Source organism: Streptacidiphilus pinicola, from assembly GCF_003258295.1.
Classification (GTDB): Bacteria; Actinomycetota; Actinomycetes; order Streptomycetales; family Streptomycetaceae; genus Streptacidiphilus; species Streptacidiphilus pinicola.
In genome coordinates this window covers 461-22,369 of record NZ_QKYN01000116.1, presented here as the reverse complement: position 1 = coordinate 22,369, position 21,909 = coordinate 461, and the positions used below count along the sequence as shown (strand labels likewise).

The following is a 21,909-nucleotide window of genomic DNA, read 5'->3' as shown; positions in this document are numbered from 1 at the left end:
GCACCGTTTCGGACCGCCGCCAGACGTCAGCACTGCGCGACCCTGCGTCAGGACCGTCCTGTGCCCGGGGCTGTTCCGATCCGGCATGTCGCGTTTCGTGCTCGTGCGTTTCGCGTATCTCGCGGTCTCCCAGGCCTTCGCGGCCCTGCGTCTGCTCCCGATGGGCGACCGCGAGAAGGATATCCAGATCCTGGCCCTGCGTCACCAACTCTCGGTCCTGCACCGGCAGCTCGGTGACGACCGTCCGAGGTTCCGGCCGGAGGACCGGGCGTTCTTGGCGGCGCGCCTGTCAGGGCTGCCGCGGCAAGCGCTGCGTCGCATTCGGCTGCTGGTCAGCCCAGACACGGTCCTGTGCTGGCATCGCGACCTGATCAGGCGTCGACATGCTCGCGCGAGTGCCCGCCGCCGTCCGGGGCGTCCGCGCACGGTCGTCTCGGTCCGCCGACTGGTCCTGCGGCTGGCCCGTGAGAACCCGTCCTGGGGCTACCGCCTCATCCACGGCGAACTCGCCGTCCTCGGAATCCGGGTGGCACCGTCCACTGTGTGGGAGCTTCTCAAGGCCGAGGGCATCGACCCCGCGCCCAGCGGTCCAGCGTCACGTGGGCGGACTTCCTGCGTTCGCAGGCCGAGGCGATCCTCGCGATGGACTTCATCGAGACCGTCACCCTTACCGGGCAGCGCCAATACGTTCTCGCCGCGATCCACCACGCGAGCCGCAGGATCCGGATCCTCGGCACCACCGCACACCCGACCCATGCCTGGGGCACTCAGGCGGTGCGGAACCTGCTCATCGACCTCGAGGACGCTGGCCAGCTCACCACAGTGCGGTTCCTGATCCGGGACCGTGACACCAAGTACCCCGCCTTGATGGACCAGATCCTGCACAGTGCGGGCATCGCGACTGTTCTGACGGGCGTGCAGGTGCCACGGATGAACGCGGTCATGGAACGTTGGGTCAGGACGCTCCGGGCCGAGCTCCTCGACCGGACCCTCATCTGGAACGAGGCCCACCTGCGTCGAGTGCTGCGGGTCTACGAGCGGCACTACAACGACCATCGCTCCCACCGGTCCTTGGCCGGTGCCGCACCCCTGCGAGCCCTCCCCGCACGGCTCGAACCGCACAAGATCAAACGCCTGGACATACGCCGGCGTGATCGACTCGGCGGCGTCCTTCACGAGTACCAGCACGCCGCTTGACCTGCATGGACGCAATAATCGGCACTCACAGGCACGCTTCCTGCGCTGCTGCCACACGCTCGACCCGCTCTTCGCCGACCTCGTCGAGGTCATCATCGGGACCGGCCTGCGCAAGGGCGAAGCACTCGGACTGCACTGGGACGACGTCCACCTGACGGAGCGCATCCTCTTCGTAAGCTGCACCCTGTCGGCCGTCGACAACAACCGACTCGTCCTCACCACCCCCAAGACCCGCACCAGCAAGACCTGGGTCGCGCTCTCCGACCGCGTCACCCACGCCCTCGAAGACCGAGCCGCCGCACACGACTCGGCCGACAGTGGGGGAGAGGACCACGGAGGATTCGTCTTCAGCCGCTCAGGAGGGCGGCCGCTCCATCCCGCCTACGTCCTGCGGCACTTCTACTGGCTCTGCAACAAGGCCGACGTGCCCCGCTGCGCGATCCATGACCTGCGGCACCTGGCCGCCACGATCTCCATCACCAACGGCGTGCCGCTCACCGTGGTCTCCAAGACCTTGCGCCACGCCACGCTGTCGACGACCGCGAACATCTACGCCCACCTCACCGCCCAGGCCGCCCGCCAGGCCGTCGACACCATCGACGACACGCTGGACCGGGCCGACCGTGCCGTCCTGCCGCCCGTTGTGGCGCTTCAGGCGGTGCTGCGACCACAGGACGACCACACGGCCGGGTGCCGGAACCAGCTGATCGAGCTCAAACCGATTCCAGGTCAGGCGAATTGCGACAATAGGTCCCCGCGGGGGCCGCGGGCTGCGACCACACTGCGACCACCATCTGCGCGCACAACGAAAAGGCCGCTCCCACCTCTCGGTGGAAACGGCCTCCGACCTGCGAAAACGCTGGTCGGGACGACAGGATTTGAACCTGCGACCCCTTGACCCCCAGAAATGCCGTCATGCCACTCTGTTCTCATAGAAGTTGGGGGACGCTCCCAAGAATGGAGAGCATTTCGTGCGCCTTGGTTGATGTTCGGCATTGTGACCCCATGCGCACCTGTCGCCAATATGTCCAATTTATGACTTTCCTTCGAGGGGTCAATGCCACCGCCGGTCTGGGCTGTCGAAGAGCTTCGAATCCGTGCGGCGGCAGCTGCGGTCCGGCCGGGCGGCGCATTGGGCGGCATGGCGTGCGCCCCCTCGTGCAACCTGCGACCGCCCCCATCCCGGTGGCTACGGTCGTCCGAACCTGGTCGGCAGCCCGTCGTGTTGCTTCATGCCGACGCTCGTCGCCCATGGCGTTGTTGCGGATGAGCGGGAGGGGAGAGGTGGGGGTTCGAGGTGGCGGAAACAGAACGGGCTTCGAGCAGGTCGTCGCGCAGGCGGTGTCGCGATTCGGCGCCGAAGTCACTCCGAAGCTTAAGGGTGGGGGATGGCCCGAAGATCAACTTCGTGGTCCTTTGGAGAACCTGTTCCATGCTGCCTGCCATGGCCTCGGGCTCACGATCACGCTCACGGGCGAAGTGCCGCTCATCGATCTGGACGCGCGCCCGGACTACGCAATCACGGTTGACGGAGCTTGCATCGGATATGTCGAGCTGAAGCGACCTGGGACCACGGCTGATCCGGCGAACTTCACGGGCCGGAACGCTGCGCAGTGGAAGAAGCTGGCGAGACTGCCCAACGTCTTGCTCTGCGACGGGAATGAGTTCTCGCTCCACCAGAACGGTGAGCAGATTGGCGACGTGGTGCGCCTGCGCGGGTCGGTGCGCACCTCCGGTTCGCGTCTGGCTCCCAGCGACGGCAGGCTCGCTCGCGTTCTTCACGACTTCCTGACTTGGGCGCCTCAGGCTCCGCGTAGCGCAGGGCAGCTGGTCCGATCGGTAGCGGGGCTGTGCCGCCTGCTGAGCGATGAGGTCGCGGAGGCCATCGTCCAGGAGAAGGCACATGAACGTCCGCCGACCTTCACTGAGCTCGCGGAGGAGTGGCGCGTTCTGCTATTTCCGGAGACCACGGATGTGGAGTTCGTCGAGCAGTTCGGCCAGGTTGTGGTTTTCGCCCTGCTTCTCGCCCGGGTGGAAGGGATTGTCTTCGAGGGCGACACCGTCCACGGTATCGCAACGAAACTCGGCAAGAAGCACTCCCTGATGGGCAAGGCGCTGGAGGTGCTCACCGCAGACTCCGCCGCCGCCCTTTCCACCACGCTGGAGACATTGCTTCGCGTCGTCGGCGCGGTGGACTGGGACAGGCTGGACGACGGAACGGGAGACGCGTACTTCCTTCTCTACGAGCACTTCCTGCAGCTGTACGACGCTGACCTGCGGATGCGCACGGGCTCCTACTACACGCCCCACGGCGTCGTGTCGGCCATGGTGCGATTGACGGAGGCCATACTCACAAGAGACTTCGGCCTCCCAGAAGGGTTCGCATCCCAGGATTTGGTGGTTGTGGACCCGGCCATGGGCACTGGCACGTTCCTCCTCTATGTGCTGGAGCGAGCCGCCGGGGCGATCGCGGAGAGGGAGGGGCCGGGGGCCGTGGGTCCGCGACTGCGCGAGATGGTCGGTGAGCGACTTGTCGGGTTCGAGATGCAGACCGGCCCATTCGCCGTTGCCGAGCTGCGGATGCACGCCATGCTCAAGCGCTACGGCTCCGCGGCCCCAGCCCGGGGCATGCGGTTGCTGGTCGCGGATGCGCTGGACAGCCCGACCGCCGAATTCAACTGGATCCCCCATACCTACCGAGCTCTCGCCGAATCCCGCAGACAGGCCAACAGCGTCAAACGCGACGAACGCGTCATGGTCGTGCTGGGCAACCCACCGCACGATGCCGTCGGGCGCGGCGCCGGCAAGTGGGTGGAGAGGGGAGACCCCGGGGCACTTGAGCCCCCGCCCCTCGATGCCTTCCGGATCCCAGGGAACGGCCGCTACGAGTCGAAGATGTCGAACCTCTACGTCTACTTCTGGCGCTGGGCCACCTGGAAGGTCTTCGACGCGCACCAAGACGCCCCCTTCGGGGTGGTCGCACTCATCACGCCAAAGGCCTGGCTCAAGAGCCGCGCCTTCGCCGGAATGCGCCGCTACCTGCGTTCCAGAGCCGACGAGGGCTGGATAGTCGACCTCTCACCCGAGGGACACCGACCCGACGTCTCGACCCGCATCTTCCCCGGTGTCGCGCAGCAGCTGTGCATCGCTGTGTTCGTGCGCCGCAGCCAGCGAGCAAGCCATCCAGCCGCCGTCAGGCACATCCAACTCTTCGGCCGGCGCGAAGAGAAGATCGAACAGCTGCAGACACTCGCCCTGGACGACCCCCATTGGCGCGAATGCGCGCAAGGAAGCACCGACCCGTTCCTGCCGCCAAGCAGCAACCTGTGGTCCTGCTCGCCGAGCCTGGACGACCTGATGCCATGGTCCTCGCGTGGCGTGACCCCCGGCCGGACCTGGGTCTACGCCCCGGACGAGGACACGCTCCGACAGCGATGGAGGCGCTTCCTTGCAGCTGACGCTGAGCGGCGCCGAGAACTGTTCGGTGAAGCGCGGGACCGGACCATCGACAGCCTCGTGGAACCACTGCCAGGCACCCACGGCTACGACCGCACCCCACTGCGCGAGGAACGGCGGGACCAGCCGACGCCAGTACGCGTCGCCTACCGGTCCTTCGACCGTCAACTCATCATGCCCGACCACCGGTTGATGGTCGTCGCCAGACCAGACCTTTGGCGCGTCCGAAGCACCCGCCAGATCTACACAGTGGAGCAAAACGCCCACCCGGTCACGGACGGCCCCGGGCTCGTATTCAGCGCCCTCATCCCCGACATGCACTACTTCAACGGCCGCAGCGGCTGCGTACGGCCGCTTTATCGCGACGCCGACGGCAGGCACGCCAACATCGCCCCCGGCCTTCTCTTCCTCCTCAGTCGCCGGTTCGGTGCGCCCGTCCCGCCCGAGGACCTGCTTGCCTACATCGCCGCCGTGACCGCCCACCCCGGCTACACCGACCGCTTCCGCGAAGACCTGGAGGACCCTGGAGCCCGCATCCCACTCACCGAAGAACCGGCACTCTGGCAGCGGGGCGTTGAAATCGGGCGCCGCATCCTGTGGGCTCACACCTACGGCGAACGCTACGTGGATCCCGACAACGGTCGACCCGCCGGAGCACCTCGCCTCACCACCGACCGACCCCAATGCGTGGAAGAGATACCGGATGACGAGGCCTCCATGCCCCAGCAAATGATCTATGACCCGGTCACCCAGGATCTTTGGGTCGGCGAGGGGCGTATCTCCCCGGTGCCGAGCCAGGTCCGTGAATACGCCGTGTCCGGGATGAACGTGCTCGACAAATGGTTCGGCTACCGCAGGAAGCAACCGGCCGGCAGGCGACGCCTCGACCTCGACCACGTTGTCGCACAACGATGGGCGCCCGAGAGAACGACCGAGCTCCTGGACCTCCTCAACCTCCTTGGCTTCCTCGTGAAAGAGGAGCCGCACCAGGCCACACTGCTCCACGACATCTGCTCTGCGCCTCTCATCACCCGAGCTGACCTGACTGCGGAAGCGGTCTTGCCCGTGTCTGTAGGGTTCCGTCGGCCACTGAAGGGAGCTGAAGCGCAGGACCCACCCCTCTTCCAATGGTGAATCCGGACAGGAGTGCCCGCAGACATCACACGGGAGGGAATTAGCCGGTCGGGCCTTCGGCAGGTCAGAGGAACGAGATACTTGCCATGGCAATCGAGGTGTTATCGGGCCATAAGGCCTGATGCTAAGGGGAATGGCACTACGTCGCTCACGCGCCTCACATCGGTAAGCGCAGCCACAAGGCGATTGATGTGAATACCGAAGCCCGATAGGGGCGGGCACCCAAGCTTCAGCGCTTCGAGCAGCTCGCTGTCGTAGGCCCAGGAGTCTTTCTTCGCGCCGGAGTCTCCTGCGATCGAGAGTTTCTGAGCCTCAAATACTGCGCGCTGTTCTTCTGCGTCTGCCTGTTCCTGAACGATCTCACAAATTCTCAACCCCGAGAAGAACATATATCCTCTCATGGCATTGCCTGCAAGAGACTCATCTCGCTGGGCCAACGGAGACAGCACCGCCGGGAACTTGTCGACGAAGACTGGCAATCGAAATCCATCGGAAATCGGCCCGCGCAGCGCGTCGTATGCACGCTTCACGGAGGCACCTTCATTGGCAGACGCCCCCGTAATGGCCGAAAACGTGTCGCGCCGCCACGGCGTTGCCAGGGCCTCGACTCGGTTATTCGCCACGGCGGGAAACCCTCGGACGCTCAGCGCTGCACCCCGAATGACTTGCTCGACCATGTCAATTAGCTGAGATTGATCGAATCTGGAACTCATTCCTTCGACCATGAGAAATTCATGGAGCTCGGCCGATTCATTGCGAAATGACGCCCCCATGCAATACGCGCTTTCAAAGCCGGCCACTATGAGTTGCTTGAGGTGACTCTCGAGGGAGCCCCGGAGGTAGAGATCCACTGACGCAAGGTCGGCAGAATTTAGCCTGAAGAGGTTGGCAGTGCCGGCGAATGGCGATGTGACAATGACGGGGATATCAATCTCATCAAATCCGAGTTCAAGCAAGGACTGTCGGATAGACCTCATGACTCGAATTCGAACCCTGAGACGCTCGCGCAGCCCTGAGTCGACGAGTATCTCTCTAGCGCGGTCTTGCCTGACGGAGCGCCCCGTTCTGCGCAGTGCGCCGGCCCGAAAGTCGTCGGTCAGGGATTCTTGTCCGCTAGGCTTGGAGAGGCACACCAGCGAGTCAACCTCAAGGACGGCATCGCCCGTCCTCGACCTGCTAGGTCTGCCGTGCAGTTTGACGATGTCTGCGACGCCTACGCCGAATCCATCGTATTCAGAAGTGCCGGCAAGGCACTGATGCTCCTGCTGTGAGTTGCGCACGTCGAAGAACGTGCTGTGTTTCATTCGACGAACCGCAACGATGCGGCCAGTCAGTTGCGTGAGCAAGGTCCCCTGCGGCGAGTGGTCCCGGTCCGCTTGCGAATTTTTCAAGTTCTTTCCCTTGCTCCAGGTGGCAGCTTCGTGGTAGCGATTAGTCGCAGAATCCATGACGTATTTCGCTATTGAAGGGGGAGCCATGAGCCACATTCTATGGTTCGGTGCTGGAAGCTTTGGATCACCCATGGTATCCAGGTTGATGGAGGCGGGCTTCGTCGTTCATCTTCCATCTACCGGGCACGCCATGGAATCATCAACCGCACTCGTAGCGGCTGGGGCACGTTGGTGGAGGGGAACCGGAGTCGATGTCCATGGATTTTGCCTCCCAAGGTCGTCGGATGCGGTCCAAGTAATGCACGATTTCCCGCCGAGCCCCGGGGTTGAGGTGCTGGATTTCTCGACCGGGGATCCTCGACAGGTGACCTTTCTTATGTCCGCTGCGAAGGCCCGAGGCGCTACCTACACCGACTGCCCCGTTTCCGGTTCTCCCGATCAAGGTCGGAATGGAAAGCTCACAATGTGGATCGGCGGTGTAAGGTCATCTGCGAGTGACTCCGCCAAGCAGATCATTGACACTCTTTCGTGCAAACAGTTCTGGATGGGCCGGGCGGGGGCTGGATTTTCGGCAAAGCTGGTCAATCAGGTAATCCATATTCTGAATGTTGCCGCCATAGGTGAGGGCCTTAAGCTGGCGCAGGCTCTCGATCTTCCGAGTGATCGACTGATGGAAAGCTTGCGTCACGCTAGTTCGGCTTCGGCCATGCTCCAGCGTTTTGGTGATGCAATAGCGTCGCATAACCATACGGCACAATTCCGCCTTGAGCTTGCAGCTAAAGATATTGAGTATGCGTTTGATATCCTGAAGTCGACTCCAGGTCTAAAGGCGTCGTATCTTGGTCTGCTGCGCGATGATCTGGGCTCGGCGCTGGACCGTGGTGAGGGCGATGCAAACTTCACCACGTTCCTTGAAAATTGAGCTACTCGGAAATCAGAGTGGTATCCGAAGGCAAATCGCACGAGCCCCCGGGCTCTTGCTGCGATTCGAGAAATATGGTCTGAGCCATCATGTTAATTCTCTTGGCTTGCTCTCGAAAAATTTCGATAGATTCCTCGGGGTGGACGGTGTCGATGACGGCGTTCTTGCCGATTGCATTGAATTGATGCGCTGTCCCCCGGGGGATCTGCATGTCCACCCAAGTGCAGGGCGGCACCACGGCATTGAATCTAGTCCTAGGCGCCTCGTTCTCATCAACGACTTCATCAATGAAAGTAGCAAGAACGATCGTCTCGCCGCTGGCCTGCGGCAGTATCTTTGGTTCGCTTAGCGTAGATATTCGAATGGTTGTTTCTTGGCCTGTCATGATTCTCACATAGCGCATACCGGTGTGCAAGTGCATCCGAGAGCAAAGATCCTTTGTTCTGATGTCATAGAAGTCCATCAAATACCGGTCGGCGGCAAAGCTGTCATTTGGTGGGGTCAGCATGAGAACGTCGCCCTCCTCAAATTGCTGAGCTCGAACTATCCCGTCAGCATCCGGAGTCTTGTTCGATTCCATTTGGTGTCCCTGGCGGATGACCCTTGATAGGCAGTCCACTATTCCTTGAGCGATCGGTTCTTCAAGCCTGACTACGGGGGAGATGATGCACTGGCCGACGTCTTGGAAGGTGTCCAAATCATGAATTTCATTCTCCGTATCCGGACTCTTCTTTAGCCGCCTATTCATTACGCTGCTCCGAAGGTTCGTATTGGTATCAATGTGCAATGAAAGGATTCGCTGGGCGATCTCAACTGACGCTTCCTCGTGGATTCTCCCATCGTTCGAGAAGGCATGTGAGGAAAGTGTGAACGTTGGCTGTGATTAGTGGCCCAGCCGCCGATCTCGATCAAGCCCAGGCCAAAGCTCTGGCGCTGGCGTGCTGCGTGCGTGCCGGAGTGGGGTCATCCGGTTCTGGGCACTAGTCCGGTGAGGTGCCTCATGTCACTGCACGTCGGAGGCCCCAGTGGCTGATCCGGCCTCAGTTCTGATCTTGGTGTCGGTAAGGCGAAAGGGCGTGTGCCTGTCTTCGCGAAGCCCCGGGAGTCGACTGTAGACGGGCAATCCGCCATGTCGTTGTCGGCCATTGTGGCAACGCTCGGGGCTGCGCGGGGACGAAGTACCCTCAGTGGGAGACAGTTTCCGCTCGACGAAGCGATCCCAGGTTGGGGTGGCTGACCCGAGGAGGGGCACGACTGCATGGGGCCCACGTGGGCACCCTTCACCTGCTTCAGGACCGGGCGATGGAGCTCGCCTTGTCCGACGCACCTACTGGCCGCCACCGATTGCACGGGGCAGTGTCCGCGGCGGCTGAACCGAGTGAGGCGGGGCGGCTTCCTTCGTAGATCCTCGTGTCGAAGTACGGCGTGATGCTGACGGTGTGGCCACGCGGTCCCGCTACGTCCAGCGGTCACGGTGGGCGCGCAGCGCAGCCGCGATGAGCTGTTGGACGTGCCCAACCTCGGGTCTCGCGTTCGGGGTCAGGCTCTGGGCGACTCCGCGATTGCGATCCTTGAGATAGCGGCGGACCGAGCCGCTGCGGCCGTTGCTGGCCAGAACGGTGTGGGGGTGGACCAGGTCGACATGGAGCCCTTCGAAGCCGCGCGCCTCGCCGAGCTTCAATCTGCCGTCAGCGTGGTATTTGCATTCGATCGCGAGCACGCACGCCCTGTGGTCGGCCAGTTCGCTCGGTTCCTTGTCGGGCCGCACACGTGTGCGGCCCCGGGCTGCTTCGGAAGCCTCCAGGATGAGGACATCGCACTCGTGGCGGACCCCCGATCGCCCTCTGACATACACGCCGACATGGACCTCCAGGTCCGGGACCGCGGCCTCCGGGAAGGTCAGGACGGCGTGGGTGTAGCCGCCGTTGCCGATGTAGCCGGGCGAGGTCCTGAAGACGAGGTCGTCCGTGGTGTTCCCGTGCATGTCCTGGTAGGTGACCTGCAAGTTCATAGCCCGGGCCACATCAATCACCAGCGCGAACACGTATCCCTCGAACACGTCGAAGGCCTCGGAGTCTGAGTCGTAGGAGAGGCCCGGGTTCGCCAGGATCTCCCCGACGGCGGCGAGCAAGTCGGATATGGCGCTGTCGCTCATGCCGAGTTGTCCGCCTCGGAAAGGGCACGCTGGAACAGACGGTCCAAGGGGACGAGTTCGCGCCGCGTCCCGCCGGGATCGATCACCGTACGTGCTGGGCGGCCCGGCGCCGCGGTGAACTCGACACGCACCCGGGGCCGGTCTGCGGCGCGCCCGAGGAGACGCAAGGTCTCGCGTTCCATGCTGGGGACGTCGATCAGTACTCGACGCAGGGCTTCCAGATGGCGGCGGAGCTGGAATGCGGCTTCGCGTTCCTGTTCGGCCTCGGCAGGGCTGGCCCAGCGCCCTGCGTCAGCCGCAGCGTCCGTCGGCCAGGGGCGGCCAGAGTCCGCGTCGAGCTCGGTGTCGACCTGCTCGAGGATCCAGCCGAGGGGGCCTCCCGTCAGGCGCTCCCGAACCGCAGCCAGCTGAACGGATGCCGGCAGCGGTGGGGACCAGGGAACCAGGTCCACCGGGGTCTCCGGATAGGCCATTGTCCCGGCCGCGGGCCGAGCCAAGGTTGTGCCAAGCAGGGAGTCCTCGTCCGCAGCGGCTTGCAGATCACCGCTTGCCAGGGCAGCTTCGAGCAGGGAGCCGGCGTCGGCCGCCCGGACTTCGTAGACGGTTTGCGGAGAACCGAACGAGGACCCGACGATCGGCCGCAGCAGCCGGCGGGGCACCCGCTCGGCCAGCCATTCGACGCGACGCGCATGTCGAAGCTCCGCGTCGGCCGCGGACCGGTACTCATAGGGTCCGCTGATCCGGCCGATCGCGACGCGGCGGTCCACCCGAGTCATGAGCACGAGATCGCCGACCTCGACGGTGACACGCCAGCGCCGCAGTTGCCCGACCCAAAGCCCCCGGGCCCCGGCCGACTCCGCGCTGTAGGCGGCGTTGACCAGCGCCCGGATCCCAGAGAGGGTATCGACCGTGGTCAAGTCCGGAACATCGCCGTACCCGATGCTCAGCATCCGGTCCCTCAGAGCTGCGTCCTGACGTGCCTGCTGCCTGCCAGCCCTGACGACCCAGACCCGCACCGCGACCCCCTCCGCCCGAAACGATACCCACAGCACCTGACCGGGCGTCACAATGATGTGAACGCCACGGAGAGGCCGAACAGATTATCATGCAGTGGGCTGGGCACTCTTGGGGAGCCAAGCGTTAGGTAGAGCCAGGCTTGGCCGTACAAATCGCGGTGAGCTCTGCGGGTGCCGAGAAATCATCCGGACAGGTCGGAGGCCCGTGATCGCTGGGTTCCGATGGTTACCTCGTGGTGCTGCAGATCTACGAGCGACACCACCACCAGCACCGTCCCCACCGGGCGTTGGCCAGTGCCGCGCTTGTGCGAGCCCTCCCCTCAGGGCTCGAACCACCCCAGGGCGAGCGCCTGAACATACGCCGGCGCGACCGACCTGGCGGCGTCCTCCCCGAGTACCAGCATGCTGTTTGACCTGCACGGCACCCACAGGGTGCCGGGCTGCAAGTCGTGACCACGGGCGACCGGGTGCCCCGGATGAACTCGCTCGTGGAGCGCGCTGGATCCAGACCTGTCGATGGAACTCCTGGACCGCACCTTGATCTGGGATCAGCGCCACCTACTGCACGTGCTGCGGGAGTTCGAGACGTTCAACAACCAGCATCAGCCGCACCGGAGCCTGGGCCAAGCCGCTCCGCTGCGACTGCCGCCCGAGCCGGTCAGCGTGCGGGCCCAGATCCGACGCTCGCAGGTCCGCCGGCGAGACCGACTCGGCGGGACGCTGCGCCAGTACCGTCACTTCAGCTGAGCAGGCCGGATGGTTAATCGCACGCGCAGAGTTGCTTCGCCGGCTGCGGCTGCCGGTTCGGCCGGAAACGGTCCTGCGCTGGGGCACCCTGATCTCATGAGGCAGCGCCAAGCGCGTACCTGCCGGCCGAAGCGGCCGGGGCGGCCGCCCATGGTCCGCTCGATCCGGCACCTGATCCTGCGCCTCGTGCGCGAGAACGTCCTAGGGCTACCGCAGGGTCCACGGCGAACTCGCTGCTCTGGGCATCAAGGTGGCCGCCTCGACTATCCGGGAGATCCTCAAGGTCGCCGGCATCGATCCCGCGCCGGATCGCGGTGCCACGACTTGGGCCGATTTCCTTGGGTCCCGGGATGACGCGCCGCTGGCCTGCGACTTCATCGAGACCGTCACCCTGACTGGCCAACGCCAGTACATCCTGGCCATTATCGGGCACGCCACCCGCCGCGCCCGGATCCTCGGCACTACCGCGCACCACACCGCGAAGTGGGTCACCCAGGCCGCCCGGAACTTGGTCATGGACCTCGAGGACGCCGGAGCTATCGTCAGGTACCTGATCCGGGGCTGGACTTCCCTGTGGGTGCCGACTAATGCGTCCGCGCAGGTCAGGTCCATCCTGCGCTCCTCCACGAGTACCGGCAGGCCGCCTGACGTGCACGGAGGGGGATTTCGGAACCCACACCGCCCTGGACGCCGCCAGCGCGGAAGCAACCGATAGGGCCGAACGCACCGACTGCTCCGCTACCTCAGGCCTGTTCGGAGGTGATCTGGTCCAGGTAGCGCTGATGCTGCTCGTCCGCGGTGTCGTGTCCACGGACGAGGGTGCCTTCTTCGCTTCGGAAGGTGCGGGTTGGGTCGCCCTTGAAGGACAACCAGTTGAAACTGGTGGTGATCCACACGTCATCGAACAGCAGGACCTTGGCGTGGGTGCTCTTCAGGCGGGTGAAGCGGAAGTTCTCGGAGTAGCGGCGGGCGAGGTTGTGCAGGCGCCGGATGGCGTCGGCGTCGGACTCCTCGGGCTTGTCGCTGTAGCCGTAGGCGATGTCCACCTGAACACCCGCGCGGAGGCGGCCTTCGAGCTTAGCGATGAAGTCGGTGGTGACGATCTTCTTCCTGATCCACGGCGAGATCAGCAGGATCCGGCGGCGGGCGCTGGTGAGGGCTTCGTCGAGAAGGTCCGGGTGTTCGAAGACGCTGATAGCCCGGATCTCGTCACGTTCTTCCTCGTGAGGCAAGTCAGCCGAATCTGAGAAGGCGCCCTGCGACTGCGCAGCGCCGGCGCGCCGGCGGGTGACCTCAGCCAACGGAATACGGGCGCGCTCGAAGTCGGGGTGCAACGTCGGGCGGGGCGGGGCGGCTTCGACGGTGATGCCGAGGGCCTGGGCGCCGCCGCAGCCAAGCAGCGCGATCTCGTGGGGGTGGCTGAGCTCACCGTCGACGACGACGCCGAGCTGGAGGTCGGTTCGGGCCTCGTCGGCGTACACCAGGACCTTCGCCGGCAGGTAGCGCGCGGCCGGCGCCTGGGCGACTCGGCGGATCACCAGGATCTCACGCTTGTCCTCGCGGTCTTTCAACAGCAGGTTCAGGTCGCCGAGCGAGAGGTCTGCGGCCTGGACGTCGCCGTGCTGGCCAGCTGGCAGCAGCATGAGGTCGTCTTCCCCGGCCCGGTATTTGGTGATCACCGCATGCCGGTCGTAGGGGCGGACTTTGCGCAGCAACTGGTCCCAGACGAAGACCATCTCGGTGCGCTGGGGGCGCGTGATCGTCAGCTCGTTCGCGGCCCGCTGTCCCTTGTCTGTAAGTCGCAATGGTGAGCGGCCGGCCGGGGTGTCGGGCTGGCGGCGGCCATAGGTGAGGTGGTCAAGAGAGAACTGCTCGGCGACGGCCTTGGCAACCAGGGACGGCTCCAGGCCCAGGACTCCGCCGATGCCATCGGTGGTGTTGACCTTGGCGCTGACCAGGCGCAGCACGAACTCGTCGAGGAGGGGGAGCTGCTTGCGTTCCTGGGCTTCGACGGAGAGTGTGAGCGGCGCGACTGGCAGGGCCGCGTCGATGATGGTCACCAGTTCCAGGCCGGGGCGGGCGTTGTGGAAGCGGACGGCGAGGAGGCTGTCGGGGCTAAAGGTTGGCATCGGTGATCTCGCAGTCCACGGGGTGCGTGCGGATGTAGTCCAGCACCTGGCTCAGAGCTCCGGGCTTGCTCTGGCAGAAGGCGGTGTCGCCGACGATGACCAGACCGTAGCGTGCTCGGGACAGTGCGACGTTGATGCGGCGCCAGTAGGGCTCGCCGAGGAAGCCGAAGTCGCTGCGTTCGTTGCTGCGGGTGACGGAGAACAAGGCGAGGTCGCACTCGCGGCCCTGCACGGCATCGACGGACAGTACTTCGGTGGCCAGGTGGTGCAGCTGGAGCGGGGCCAGGCGGCGGCGCAGTTCTTCGACCTGCCTGCTGTAGGGGGCGATGACGAGGACTTCGAGCTTCCCGGTGTGGCCGGGTTTGATGACCCGGCGCTCCACGGCGCGGTCGAGCGTCTGGAGGTGGCGGGCGATCAGCTGGGCTTCGGTGCGGTTCAGGGCGCTGGGGTCGCTCTCGGTGCGCGGGGCTTCGCGGCGCTGGCCAAGGCGTGAAGTGTCGATCCAGCAGACCGGCTTGTATAGGCCGTCATAGCCGGGCAGGGTGTGGGTGCCGGGTGAGCGCAGCTGGCCCTGGTAGAAGCACGTGGAGATCAGGTTGCCGATGGCCGGGGTCATCCGGTACTGCTCGCGGAGCAGGTGGCGGACCGGGGGACGGCTGGCGTTAATCAGATATTGGAACAAGGTGGTTGCCACCAGCTCCGGGATCAGCTGGTAGTCCTCCATGAGCTTGGGGTTGCGAAGCAGGTCTTCGTCCATTGGGGGCAGCTGGCGGGTATCCCCGACCATGATCCACTGTCGGGCGCGGGCGAGGGGCACCAGTGCCTCGGTCGCGGTGGCTTTGGATGCCTCGTCGAAGATGCACAGGTCGAAGTCGAGGTCTCGGACGGCCGGATGGGCGAGGAACCCGAGCGCGGTGCCACCGACGACGTTGCGGGTGCGTAGGAATGTGCCGACAAGGGCCTGGTCGGTTTCGATGCGCTGCAGCCACTCGCCCTGCAGACGCAGGACGTCCAGCATGCCAGCGGCGACCGGGTTGCCGCCCAGTAGAGCGCCCACCACGGTGCGGTAGTCCGCGGCCGCCATGTCCTCCTTGAGGGTCAGGTCGCCTTCGAGCTGGCGCTGGACCAGGGTGAACAGTTCACCACGCTGCTCCAGGAGACCGTCAAGGCGGGCGCGGGCGGTCACGATGTCCTCGGCGAGCTCGCGGGCCGAGGACGTGCGGTCTGAGGTGGGCTGCTCGGTCAGGTCAAGGAGCCGTTGCTGGACGTGGGCGATGTCGCCGGCCACCGCTGCCAGCCCCTCCAGGGTGAGTGCGGCCTTCAGATGGCGGGCTTCAAGGCCATTGTTGGCAGCAAGCCGTTCCAGGTGTGCCTCGGCTTTGGTACGGACCTGGCGTGACCAGCGCTTGATCTGGCGGTCCAGCAGGAGATGCTGCACGTCGCCCGCGACCCTGGGGTCATCTGGGAGCCCGAGCCTCACCACGTCGCTGCGCCCGGAGTCCGCGATCCTCTTGAGGGCGTTATCGATGGCGATGTGGGTTTGGCTCACGATCAGGATCCTGGCCTTCGGGGAGCGGCGCAGCGTCTGCTCGACGATCTCGGCGATCACCGTGGTCTTGCCGGTGCCTGGCGGTCCTTCGATCAGCAGCAGGTCCTGTGAGCCGAGCGCGTGGCGGACCACCTCACGTTTGCTGTCGTCTAGGTCGCCGCGGAACCAGTCCGAGATTTGGGCGGGTGTGCCGATCTGAACGGAGGCCGGGTCCTCGATCACCTGGCGCAGTAAGCGGTTGGCGCCCTGCTCCTCAGCTACCGCGGTCAACGCGTCACGTTGACGGGCCAGCGCAGTCTGGGTGGGTCCGAGGTAGGGCAGCAGGACGCCGCGCTCGGGGATCCGCCGTGCGCTACGCGGGAGCGTCATGATCACCTGGTCTTCGGACGCCCCGGTGATCTGGCCGCGCTCCAGGGGGCGTCCCTGCGCGTAGTCAGCGACGCTCCACTCCTCCCCCAGCAGTCCGTTCGGGTCGGCGGCGGTCCGGGTGAGGTGGAAGACCCGGGTGCGGCCTTCGCCTGTGACCTGTGTGTAGTAAAGCGGTTCACGACCGCCAGCGGCCAGTTCCTCGCGGGCGTCGAGTAGCCGCCGCCAGCCGTCGAACAGGTCGCCGAGGCTGGCCTGCTGTTCCTGCCGTTTGGCAGCGGCACGGGCCTCGTCGTGGCCGTCGAGTTCGTCGAGCAGCGCCTGCAGACCGTCGTAGGCGGCGTCCTCGCCCGGGTTGCGGAAGTCGAAGGTCAGGAGCCCAGCTACCGGGACGGCCTTGGCTCGCCATCGGGCCAGCCAGTCCTCGCTCTTGCGCTGGACCTGGACGATGGCGGAGCAGTCGGCGTCGCGGTCGTCCGCCTTCAGCCGCAGGAACAGGGAGCGGCCGGCAAGCCGGATCGTGTCGCGGTCGACCTCGCCAGTCTGCTGGTTGAAGCCGTAGTCGGCGTGAACAGGGCCGCCGATGTCGTCCATGACCGCGGCCTGGGCGCGCTGCCAGTCGATGTCCGTGCCCCGAGGGATCTCCAGGACCGTCTCGGCGGCGGCCCGGGTGAGCTTGAGCCACAGGAAGTTGTGGCGCCGTGCCCAGCGGGCACGGCAGACCTGGTCGGCGTCCCGCAGCCGTTGCTCCAGCACGGCGGCGTTCGGCGGGCGGTTGCCGGGGGTGAAGTCGATGCAGTCGGCCAGGACCCGATGAATCTCGGGCGCCAAATCCAGGCCGTCCAGCACCGGGGCGAGGTCGGCGTAGTCGTGGGCCTTGCCAGCCGACATTACCTGGATCGCTAGCACGCCGAAACCGAACACGTCGCGGACGTAGGCGAGGGAGTCGGTCTGCTCGGGCGGCGAGTAGAGGTTGGAGCGGAAGTCGGCGACCGTCTCCTGCGCCGGCGCGCCAGCAGCGACCTTCGAGCGGATCTTGGCGATGCCGAAGTCAGCGAGCTTGACCGTGCCGTCTGCGGTGAGCAGCACGTTGCCGGGCTTGATATCGCGGTGCTCGATCTCGCGGCCGTGAGCGTAGGCCAGTGCGGAGGAGAGTGGCCCTCCGATCTGCTCGAAGAAGGCCGACCACGACATCGCGCGGCCCCTGGCCATCTCGTCCTTGAGGCTGCCGTCGATCCACTCCAACGCGACGAAATATCGGCCAAGCCCTTGGTCCCAGCCGGAGTCCAACATCTCGACGATGTTCGGGTGACGCAGCTCCTTGAGCGCTCCAGTCTCCCGCTCCAAGAACAGCTCGATGACCTCATCATCCTGGCGCGGCGTCAGCAGCTTCACCGCCGCGGCCGCTCCGTCCGGACTGTGGGTGTCCACGGCCTTGCGGACCTCGGACTGCCCGCCCTTACGCGAGTCGAGCGGCAGCAACATGAACCTGCCGCTGACGAGCTCATTAGTCATGCGTTGCTCCTCGTCGCCGTCGCGCTCGACACGCGGTCATTCTGGCAGGCCAGAGCGACAAGGATGGCCGGTTGAAGCAGAACACCAGTTCTTCCCCGCAGCTGCGCGGCCGGCCGGAGGAAGGCGGCACGGGCGGGTGACCCTGACGGACGTAGGCCCGGCCGAACTACTGCTGAGGCGGGAGCGCGGCACGCGCGGGCTCCACATCAGTGGCGTCACCGCGCAACCAAGGCGCCGCGGATGAACGCCCATTGCGAGCGCGTCATCGGCACGATCCGACGGGAGGCGCTCGACAACGTTCCGGTCACCTCTGCCCGCGTACTTCGCTGTCTTCCCTTGCTGACGTTCTGACCCGTCGGGGAGCTCCCGCGGGTGGGCGGAGTGCTGGGGCTCGCCGCTGGGTTCACGGTCGGGAGTCCGGCTCCGAATCCGAAGGTTCCTCGCAGCCCACGTCCCGCTCGACCTCGTACCTTTCGGTGTTCACCCAGCGGCGAGTTGGACAACCACGACCAGGCGCCCATGGCGAGAGTCACGCCGAAGACCCTAACTTGGGTAAGGCAAACGGGAACTGACGCCGCCATTCGCGTGCCCACCGGTAAACGCTGTAGCTTGGCGCCTCCATCGACTGCGGCGGCATTCGTGTCGTGCGCCTTCGCGCCTAGGGAGGCGAGGCTCGTGCCAAGGGCGTTCTCTCCAGCGGAAGCCGTAGAGATCATGCGGCAGGCTGGCGTCGAGCCTTTGGAGCCATACGTGAACTCCAGCGCTCCGTGGAAGGGCTGCTGTCTTCGATGCGAACGCGAGGTCACGCCGCGCCTCACAAACGTACGCCAGGGTCACGCCGCCTGCGGATATTGCGCGGGGACCATGGTCGATCCCAACGACGCCGTGGCTGTGATGAGGGCGGTGGGCCTGGAACCGTTGATCGATTACCCGGGTTCCGGGAAGCCGTGGAGGAGCCGCTGCGAAAACTGCGACGCGGAGGTCACTCCCAGGTACTCCAACGTCGTGGGCGGTAGTGGAGGATGCCGCCGCTGCGCGGACAAGAAGAACGCGGACGCGCTTCGCCTGGACAAGCATGCAGCCGAGGCTGAGATGAGGGCCGCCGGATTGGAGCCGCTGGAAGCGTATCCAGGCTCGAACCGAGCCTGGCGCTGCCGCTGCACCACGTGCCAGGACGAGGTGAGCCCGAGGCTTCAGGACGTCCGCCGCGCCCAAGGCACGGGGTGCCGATCGTGCGCGGCCAAGAACGTCGGCGCCAGCCAGCGCCTCGACAGCGCGAGCGCCGCCCAGTTCATGATCGCTGCCCGACTTGAGCCACTGGAACCGTACCCGGGAGCAGGAAAGCCCTGGGCGTGCCGATGCCTGTCCTGCGGACTGCCAGTGAACCCGCGGTACACCAACATCAAGCAGGGGTGGGGCGGATGTCGCTCCTGCGCAGGCCTGCGATCGAGCAAGAGACAGCGGGGTGATGAGGGGGCTGCCATCGAGAGCATGCGTGCCGCCGGGTTGGAGCCTCTGGAGCCGTACAAGTCCGTCATGACGCCCTGGCGGGCCCAGTGCACCCGTTGCGGGCGCGAAGTCTCCCCGATGCTGAACAACGTACGGAAAGGCCATGGCTGCGGTTGGTGCGCCAAGAACAGAGTTGATCCGGACAAAGCGGCTGCGCACATGAGGGCCGCAGGCCTTGTGCCTCTGGCCGACTACCCGGGCCGACATGCCCCATGGCCGTGTCAGTGTGAACGCTGCGGCAAGGTGGTCGCACCGCGGTTGGGCAGCGTGGCTCAAGGCGGTGGGTGCAGATACTGCAACGACACCGCGATCGACCCGGAGCACGCGGCTGCGGTCATACGCGGAGCCGGTGTCGAGCCGCTCGTCGCCTATCCAGGATCGACAACTCCGTGGAAGTGCCGGTGCGCCAGGTGCCAGCGCGAGGTCACACCCTGCTACGGCACCGTCCAACAAGGAAGCGGCGGATGCCGGTGGTGTCGGGACTCCGGATTCAAGCCGGGCAGTCCGGCCGTCGTTTATCTGATCTCGAACCCCGAGCTGCAGGCGGTAAAGGTCGGAGTCACGGATCGCAGCGGGATCCGCCTGCGACGTCACGCCGCCAAGGGATGGAAGGTGCTCGTCACCGAGGACGTCCCCGGAGAGATAGCTCTCGAGATCGAGGAGGACATCCTCACCTGGTGGCGAACAGATCTTGGACTGCGCCCTTACCTGACCAACCACCACATGCCGCAGGGTGGATGGACGGAGACAGTTTCAGAAGATTCGATCGACATGGCGGCGACGATCATTCGAATCCGGAGCCAAGCTCGCCAGAAGGACTGATCCATCACAGGGGGCCGAGTCTAGAACAGAGCCACGTGTTGGGCGGCAACCCTGCGTGAACGGAACGCGCGGGCTCGCTGACAGCGTGGTCACGTTCGGGCTCTTCGTTTCGGTGGCTGGTTTGGCCGCCGGGCTGTACTCCCCAGGGAGTGTGAGAAGGCGCTTTGTGGCAACGGGGGCACGAGGGCATTCGACGCACCGCGCGCTTGGACGACAGCTTGTCCATGCTCCAGGCTCTGGCCACCACGCCCTGCCGAGCAGCCCACCACGCCCCGAGCCTGGGGGAGACATCAACTTCAGTTCCACATCTGGAGGTTGTTGTGAGTCTCCCAACCCGCCTCGCAGCTACGGCGTCGCCCCCGGCGCGCGGACGCATCTACCGGGCCTGTGGTTGCCGGGACAACCGGCGGCGCCTGTACGGACCACGCTGTCCGGTCCTCGCCGCCGACCCCGAGCACGGCTCATGGGCCTTCGCTGTCGACCTCCCCAGCCCCGACGGCAAGCGCTCTACCTGCCGCCGTACCGGCCACCCGACCCGCGAGGCGGCCGAAGAAGCGCTCGGCCTGCTGCTGACCGGCGAGAACACCGGTGTGTACGCCGACCCGCACCTGCGCACCGGTGACTACCTGGAGGAATGGCTCGCAGCCCGGCGCACCACGCTCCAGCCCACGACCTGGGCGGGCTACCACGACAGCGTGCAGCGCTTCCTCCTGCCGGCCTTCGCGGGGATCCGCCTGGTCAACCTGCGCTCCCGCCACATCCAGGAGTGGCAGCAGAGCCAACTCGCGCTCAGGGGTCGGCCCACCGTGTACCGCGCCGGGTCAACGCTGCGCGCAGCACTGCAGGCGGCGGTCCGCGCGCGCCGGCTTCCCTACAACCCGGCCCTGCACGCCATCATCAAGCGGCCGACCGCGGCCGAGCGCACCTGCTGGAGCCCCGCGCAGGCCGCGGCGTTCCTGCGCCACAACCACACCTTCCACGCCGACCAGCTCGCCGACCTCTTCGAGGTCATGCTCGGCACCGGCATGCGCCGCGGCGAAGTCCTCGGACTGCACTGGGCGGACGTGCACCTGATGGACCGCAACCTAGGTGGACCCAGCTGCGGGACGCCTTGGTCTTGGGTGGTCCCAGGTGGAGTTGGTTGTTGTTGATGGCGGCCAGGCTGTGGCGGACGAAGTCCCCGCGCGCGATTGCCGCCCTGCAGCGCCAGGCCCGCATCCAACAGGCACAGCTCCCGCCCCGGGCGCCACTGGCCGGCCTCGACGGCGCACCGCTGCGCCCCCAGTGGGTACTCGACCAGCTCCGCCGTCGCACCGCGGCGGCCGAACTCCCTACCATCGGACTGCACGATCTGCGGCACACCGCGGCCACCATCATGATCGCCTCCGGCGTGCCGATCGCGATCGTCTCCAAGACCCTGCGCCACTCCACGCTGTCCACCACGGTCAACCTCTACGGTCACCTGCTGCCCTACGCCGCCCTCGAGGCCGTCGCGGCACTCGCCAACGCCCTGGACACGGCCGACGCCGACCACGACCCGGACCGGCCCAACCGCGCCCTCGCCCGCACCGGCGTCTGACAGTCCCCCGTTGCACGAGAGACGCCTGGGGCCGCCGAGTCTTCGACGGCCCCAGACGTCCGCTTGCCCGGATTCAAAGGGGGAGTCGCAGGCCACCCTCGCGAGGGCGGGCTATGTTGTCGCACCCCGCGACAACAAATGACGCACCATCAGATCTCAAGAAGGCCTTCGACCGGCGTGTTTCACCGCGAGCCACGGAGACACTCCAAGCCGGTTCGGTGGCGAAGCCGCCCCATACACACCACGCGCCACCGTACTGGTCTCAGTCCCCGAAATGGCTTTCCGACCGCGCGACAACCTGCGACAACAGCCATCCGAAAGACGGAAAAGGCCGCTCCCACCTCTCAGTGGAAACGGCCTCCGACCTGCGAAAACGCTGGTCGGGACGACAGGATTTGAACCTGCGACCCCTTGACCCCCAG

At 65.7% G+C, this 21,909-nt stretch carries 13 protein-coding genes and 2 pseudogenes; 9 read left to right on the top strand and 6 right to left on the bottom strand.

The window, feature by feature from the left end; translation table 11 throughout:
- Nucleotides 1-97 precede the first annotated feature (97 nt).
- From DN069_RS28010 to DN069_RS28000, 3 genes and pseudogenes are all read left to right on the top strand, one after another.
- A pseudogene (locus DN069_RS28010) lies at nucleotides 98-1,197 on the top strand (integrase core domain-containing protein).
- The gene (locus DN069_RS28005; RefSeq protein ID WP_111505578.1) at nucleotides 1,151-2,095 is read left to right on the top strand and encodes a site-specific integrase; all 945 of its coding nucleotides are present in this window, start codon (nucleotides 1,151-1,153) and stop codon (nucleotides 2,093-2,095) included. Before DN069_RS28010 ends, DN069_RS28005 begins: the two are co-directional and overlap by 47 nt.
- 353 nt (nucleotides 2,096-2,448) lie before the next feature.
- Nucleotides 2,449-5,787 (top strand): type ISP restriction/modification enzyme, encoded by a 3,339-nt coding sequence (locus DN069_RS28000; RefSeq protein WP_165845670.1) that lies wholly within the window; start codon nucleotides 2,449-2,451, stop codon nucleotides 5,785-5,787.
- Between the two features lie 101 nt (nucleotides 5,788-5,888).
- Here DN069_RS28000 and DN069_RS27995 read toward each other — a convergent pair whose 3' ends face one another.
- A complete protein-coding gene (locus DN069_RS27995; RefSeq protein ID WP_165845669.1) occupies nucleotides 5,889-7,265 on the bottom strand; it encodes an amino acid--tRNA ligase-related protein in 1,377 nt (458 codons plus the stop codon).
- Here DN069_RS27995 and DN069_RS39540 point away from each other — a divergent pair.
- Nucleotides 7,234-8,100: an NAD-binding protein gene (locus DN069_RS39540; protein ID WP_133260061.1), complete on the top strand. Its 867-nt coding sequence runs from the start codon at nucleotides 7,234-7,236 to the stop codon at nucleotides 8,098-8,100. The genes DN069_RS27995 and DN069_RS39540 overlap by 32 nt on opposite strands.
- Before the next feature lies 1 nt (nucleotide 8,101).
- Here the strand turns inward: DN069_RS39540 and DN069_RS27985 are convergent, their stop codons facing one another.
- From DN069_RS27985 to DN069_RS27975, 3 genes are all read right to left on the bottom strand, one after another.
- On the bottom strand, nucleotides 8,102-8,680 hold the full coding sequence (locus DN069_RS27985) for a hypothetical protein (RefSeq protein ID WP_207892287.1): 579 nt from the start codon (nucleotides 8,678-8,680) through the stop codon (nucleotides 8,102-8,104).
- A gap of 876 nt (nucleotides 8,681-9,556) precedes the next feature.
- Complete coding sequence (locus tag DN069_RS27980; protein WP_111505572.1) at nucleotides 9,557-10,255, bottom strand: hypothetical protein; 699 nt, start codon at nucleotides 10,253-10,255, stop codon at nucleotides 9,557-9,559.
- Nucleotides 10,252-11,172: a hypothetical protein gene (locus DN069_RS27975; protein WP_133260060.1), complete on the bottom strand. Its 921-nt coding sequence runs from the start codon at nucleotides 11,170-11,172 to the stop codon at nucleotides 10,252-10,254. Before DN069_RS27975 ends, DN069_RS27980 begins: the two co-directional genes overlap by 4 nt.
- Nucleotides 11,173-11,787: 615 nt before the next feature.
- Here DN069_RS27975 and DN069_RS27965 point away from each other — a divergent pair.
- Nucleotides 11,788-12,018 (top strand): hypothetical protein, encoded by a 231-nt coding sequence (locus tag DN069_RS27965; protein WP_111505566.1) that lies wholly within the window; start codon nucleotides 11,788-11,790, stop codon nucleotides 12,016-12,018.
- A 743-nt stretch (nucleotides 12,019-12,761) separates the two neighbouring features.
- Here the strand turns inward: DN069_RS27965 and DN069_RS27955 are convergent.
- Together DN069_RS27955 and DN069_RS27950 are read right to left on the bottom strand one after the other, a co-directional pair.
- Entirely contained in the window at nucleotides 12,762-14,147 is a 1,386-nt protein-coding gene (locus tag DN069_RS27955) for a phospholipase D-like domain-containing protein (RefSeq protein ID WP_111505564.1), read from the bottom strand.
- Nucleotides 14,134-17,547: a serine/threonine-protein kinase gene (locus DN069_RS27950; RefSeq protein ID WP_243639819.1), complete on the bottom strand. Its 3,414-nt coding sequence runs from the start codon at nucleotides 17,545-17,547 to the stop codon at nucleotides 14,134-14,136. The genes DN069_RS27955 and DN069_RS27950 overlap by 14 nt, the downstream gene beginning before the upstream one ends.
- Nucleotides 17,548-17,799: 252 nt before the next feature.
- Here DN069_RS27950 and DN069_RS42945 point away from each other — a divergent pair.
- The 4 genes and pseudogenes from DN069_RS42945 to DN069_RS27930 all read left to right on the top strand — a co-directional run.
- Nucleotides 17,800-17,877: pseudogene (locus tag DN069_RS42945) on the top strand (integrase core domain-containing protein); the annotation flags it as partial.
- A 1,821-nt stretch (nucleotides 17,878-19,698) separates the two neighbouring features.
- The gene (locus DN069_RS27940; protein WP_111505560.1) at nucleotides 19,699-19,908 is read left to right on the top strand and encodes a hypothetical protein; all 210 of its coding nucleotides are present in this window, start codon (nucleotides 19,699-19,701) and stop codon (nucleotides 19,906-19,908) included.
- 320 nt (nucleotides 19,909-20,228) lie between these two features.
- Nucleotides 20,229-21,059: a tyrosine-type recombinase/integrase gene (locus DN069_RS27935; RefSeq protein ID WP_165845666.1), complete on the top strand. Its 831-nt coding sequence runs from the start codon at nucleotides 20,229-20,231 to the stop codon at nucleotides 21,057-21,059.
- Nucleotides 21,059-21,487, top strand: a complete 429-nt coding sequence (locus DN069_RS27930) for a tyrosine-type recombinase/integrase (protein ID WP_111505556.1) — start codon at nucleotides 21,059-21,061, stop codon at nucleotides 21,485-21,487. Before DN069_RS27935 ends, DN069_RS27930 begins: the two co-directional genes overlap by 1 nt.
- Nucleotides 21,488-21,909: the final 422 nt, after the last annotated feature.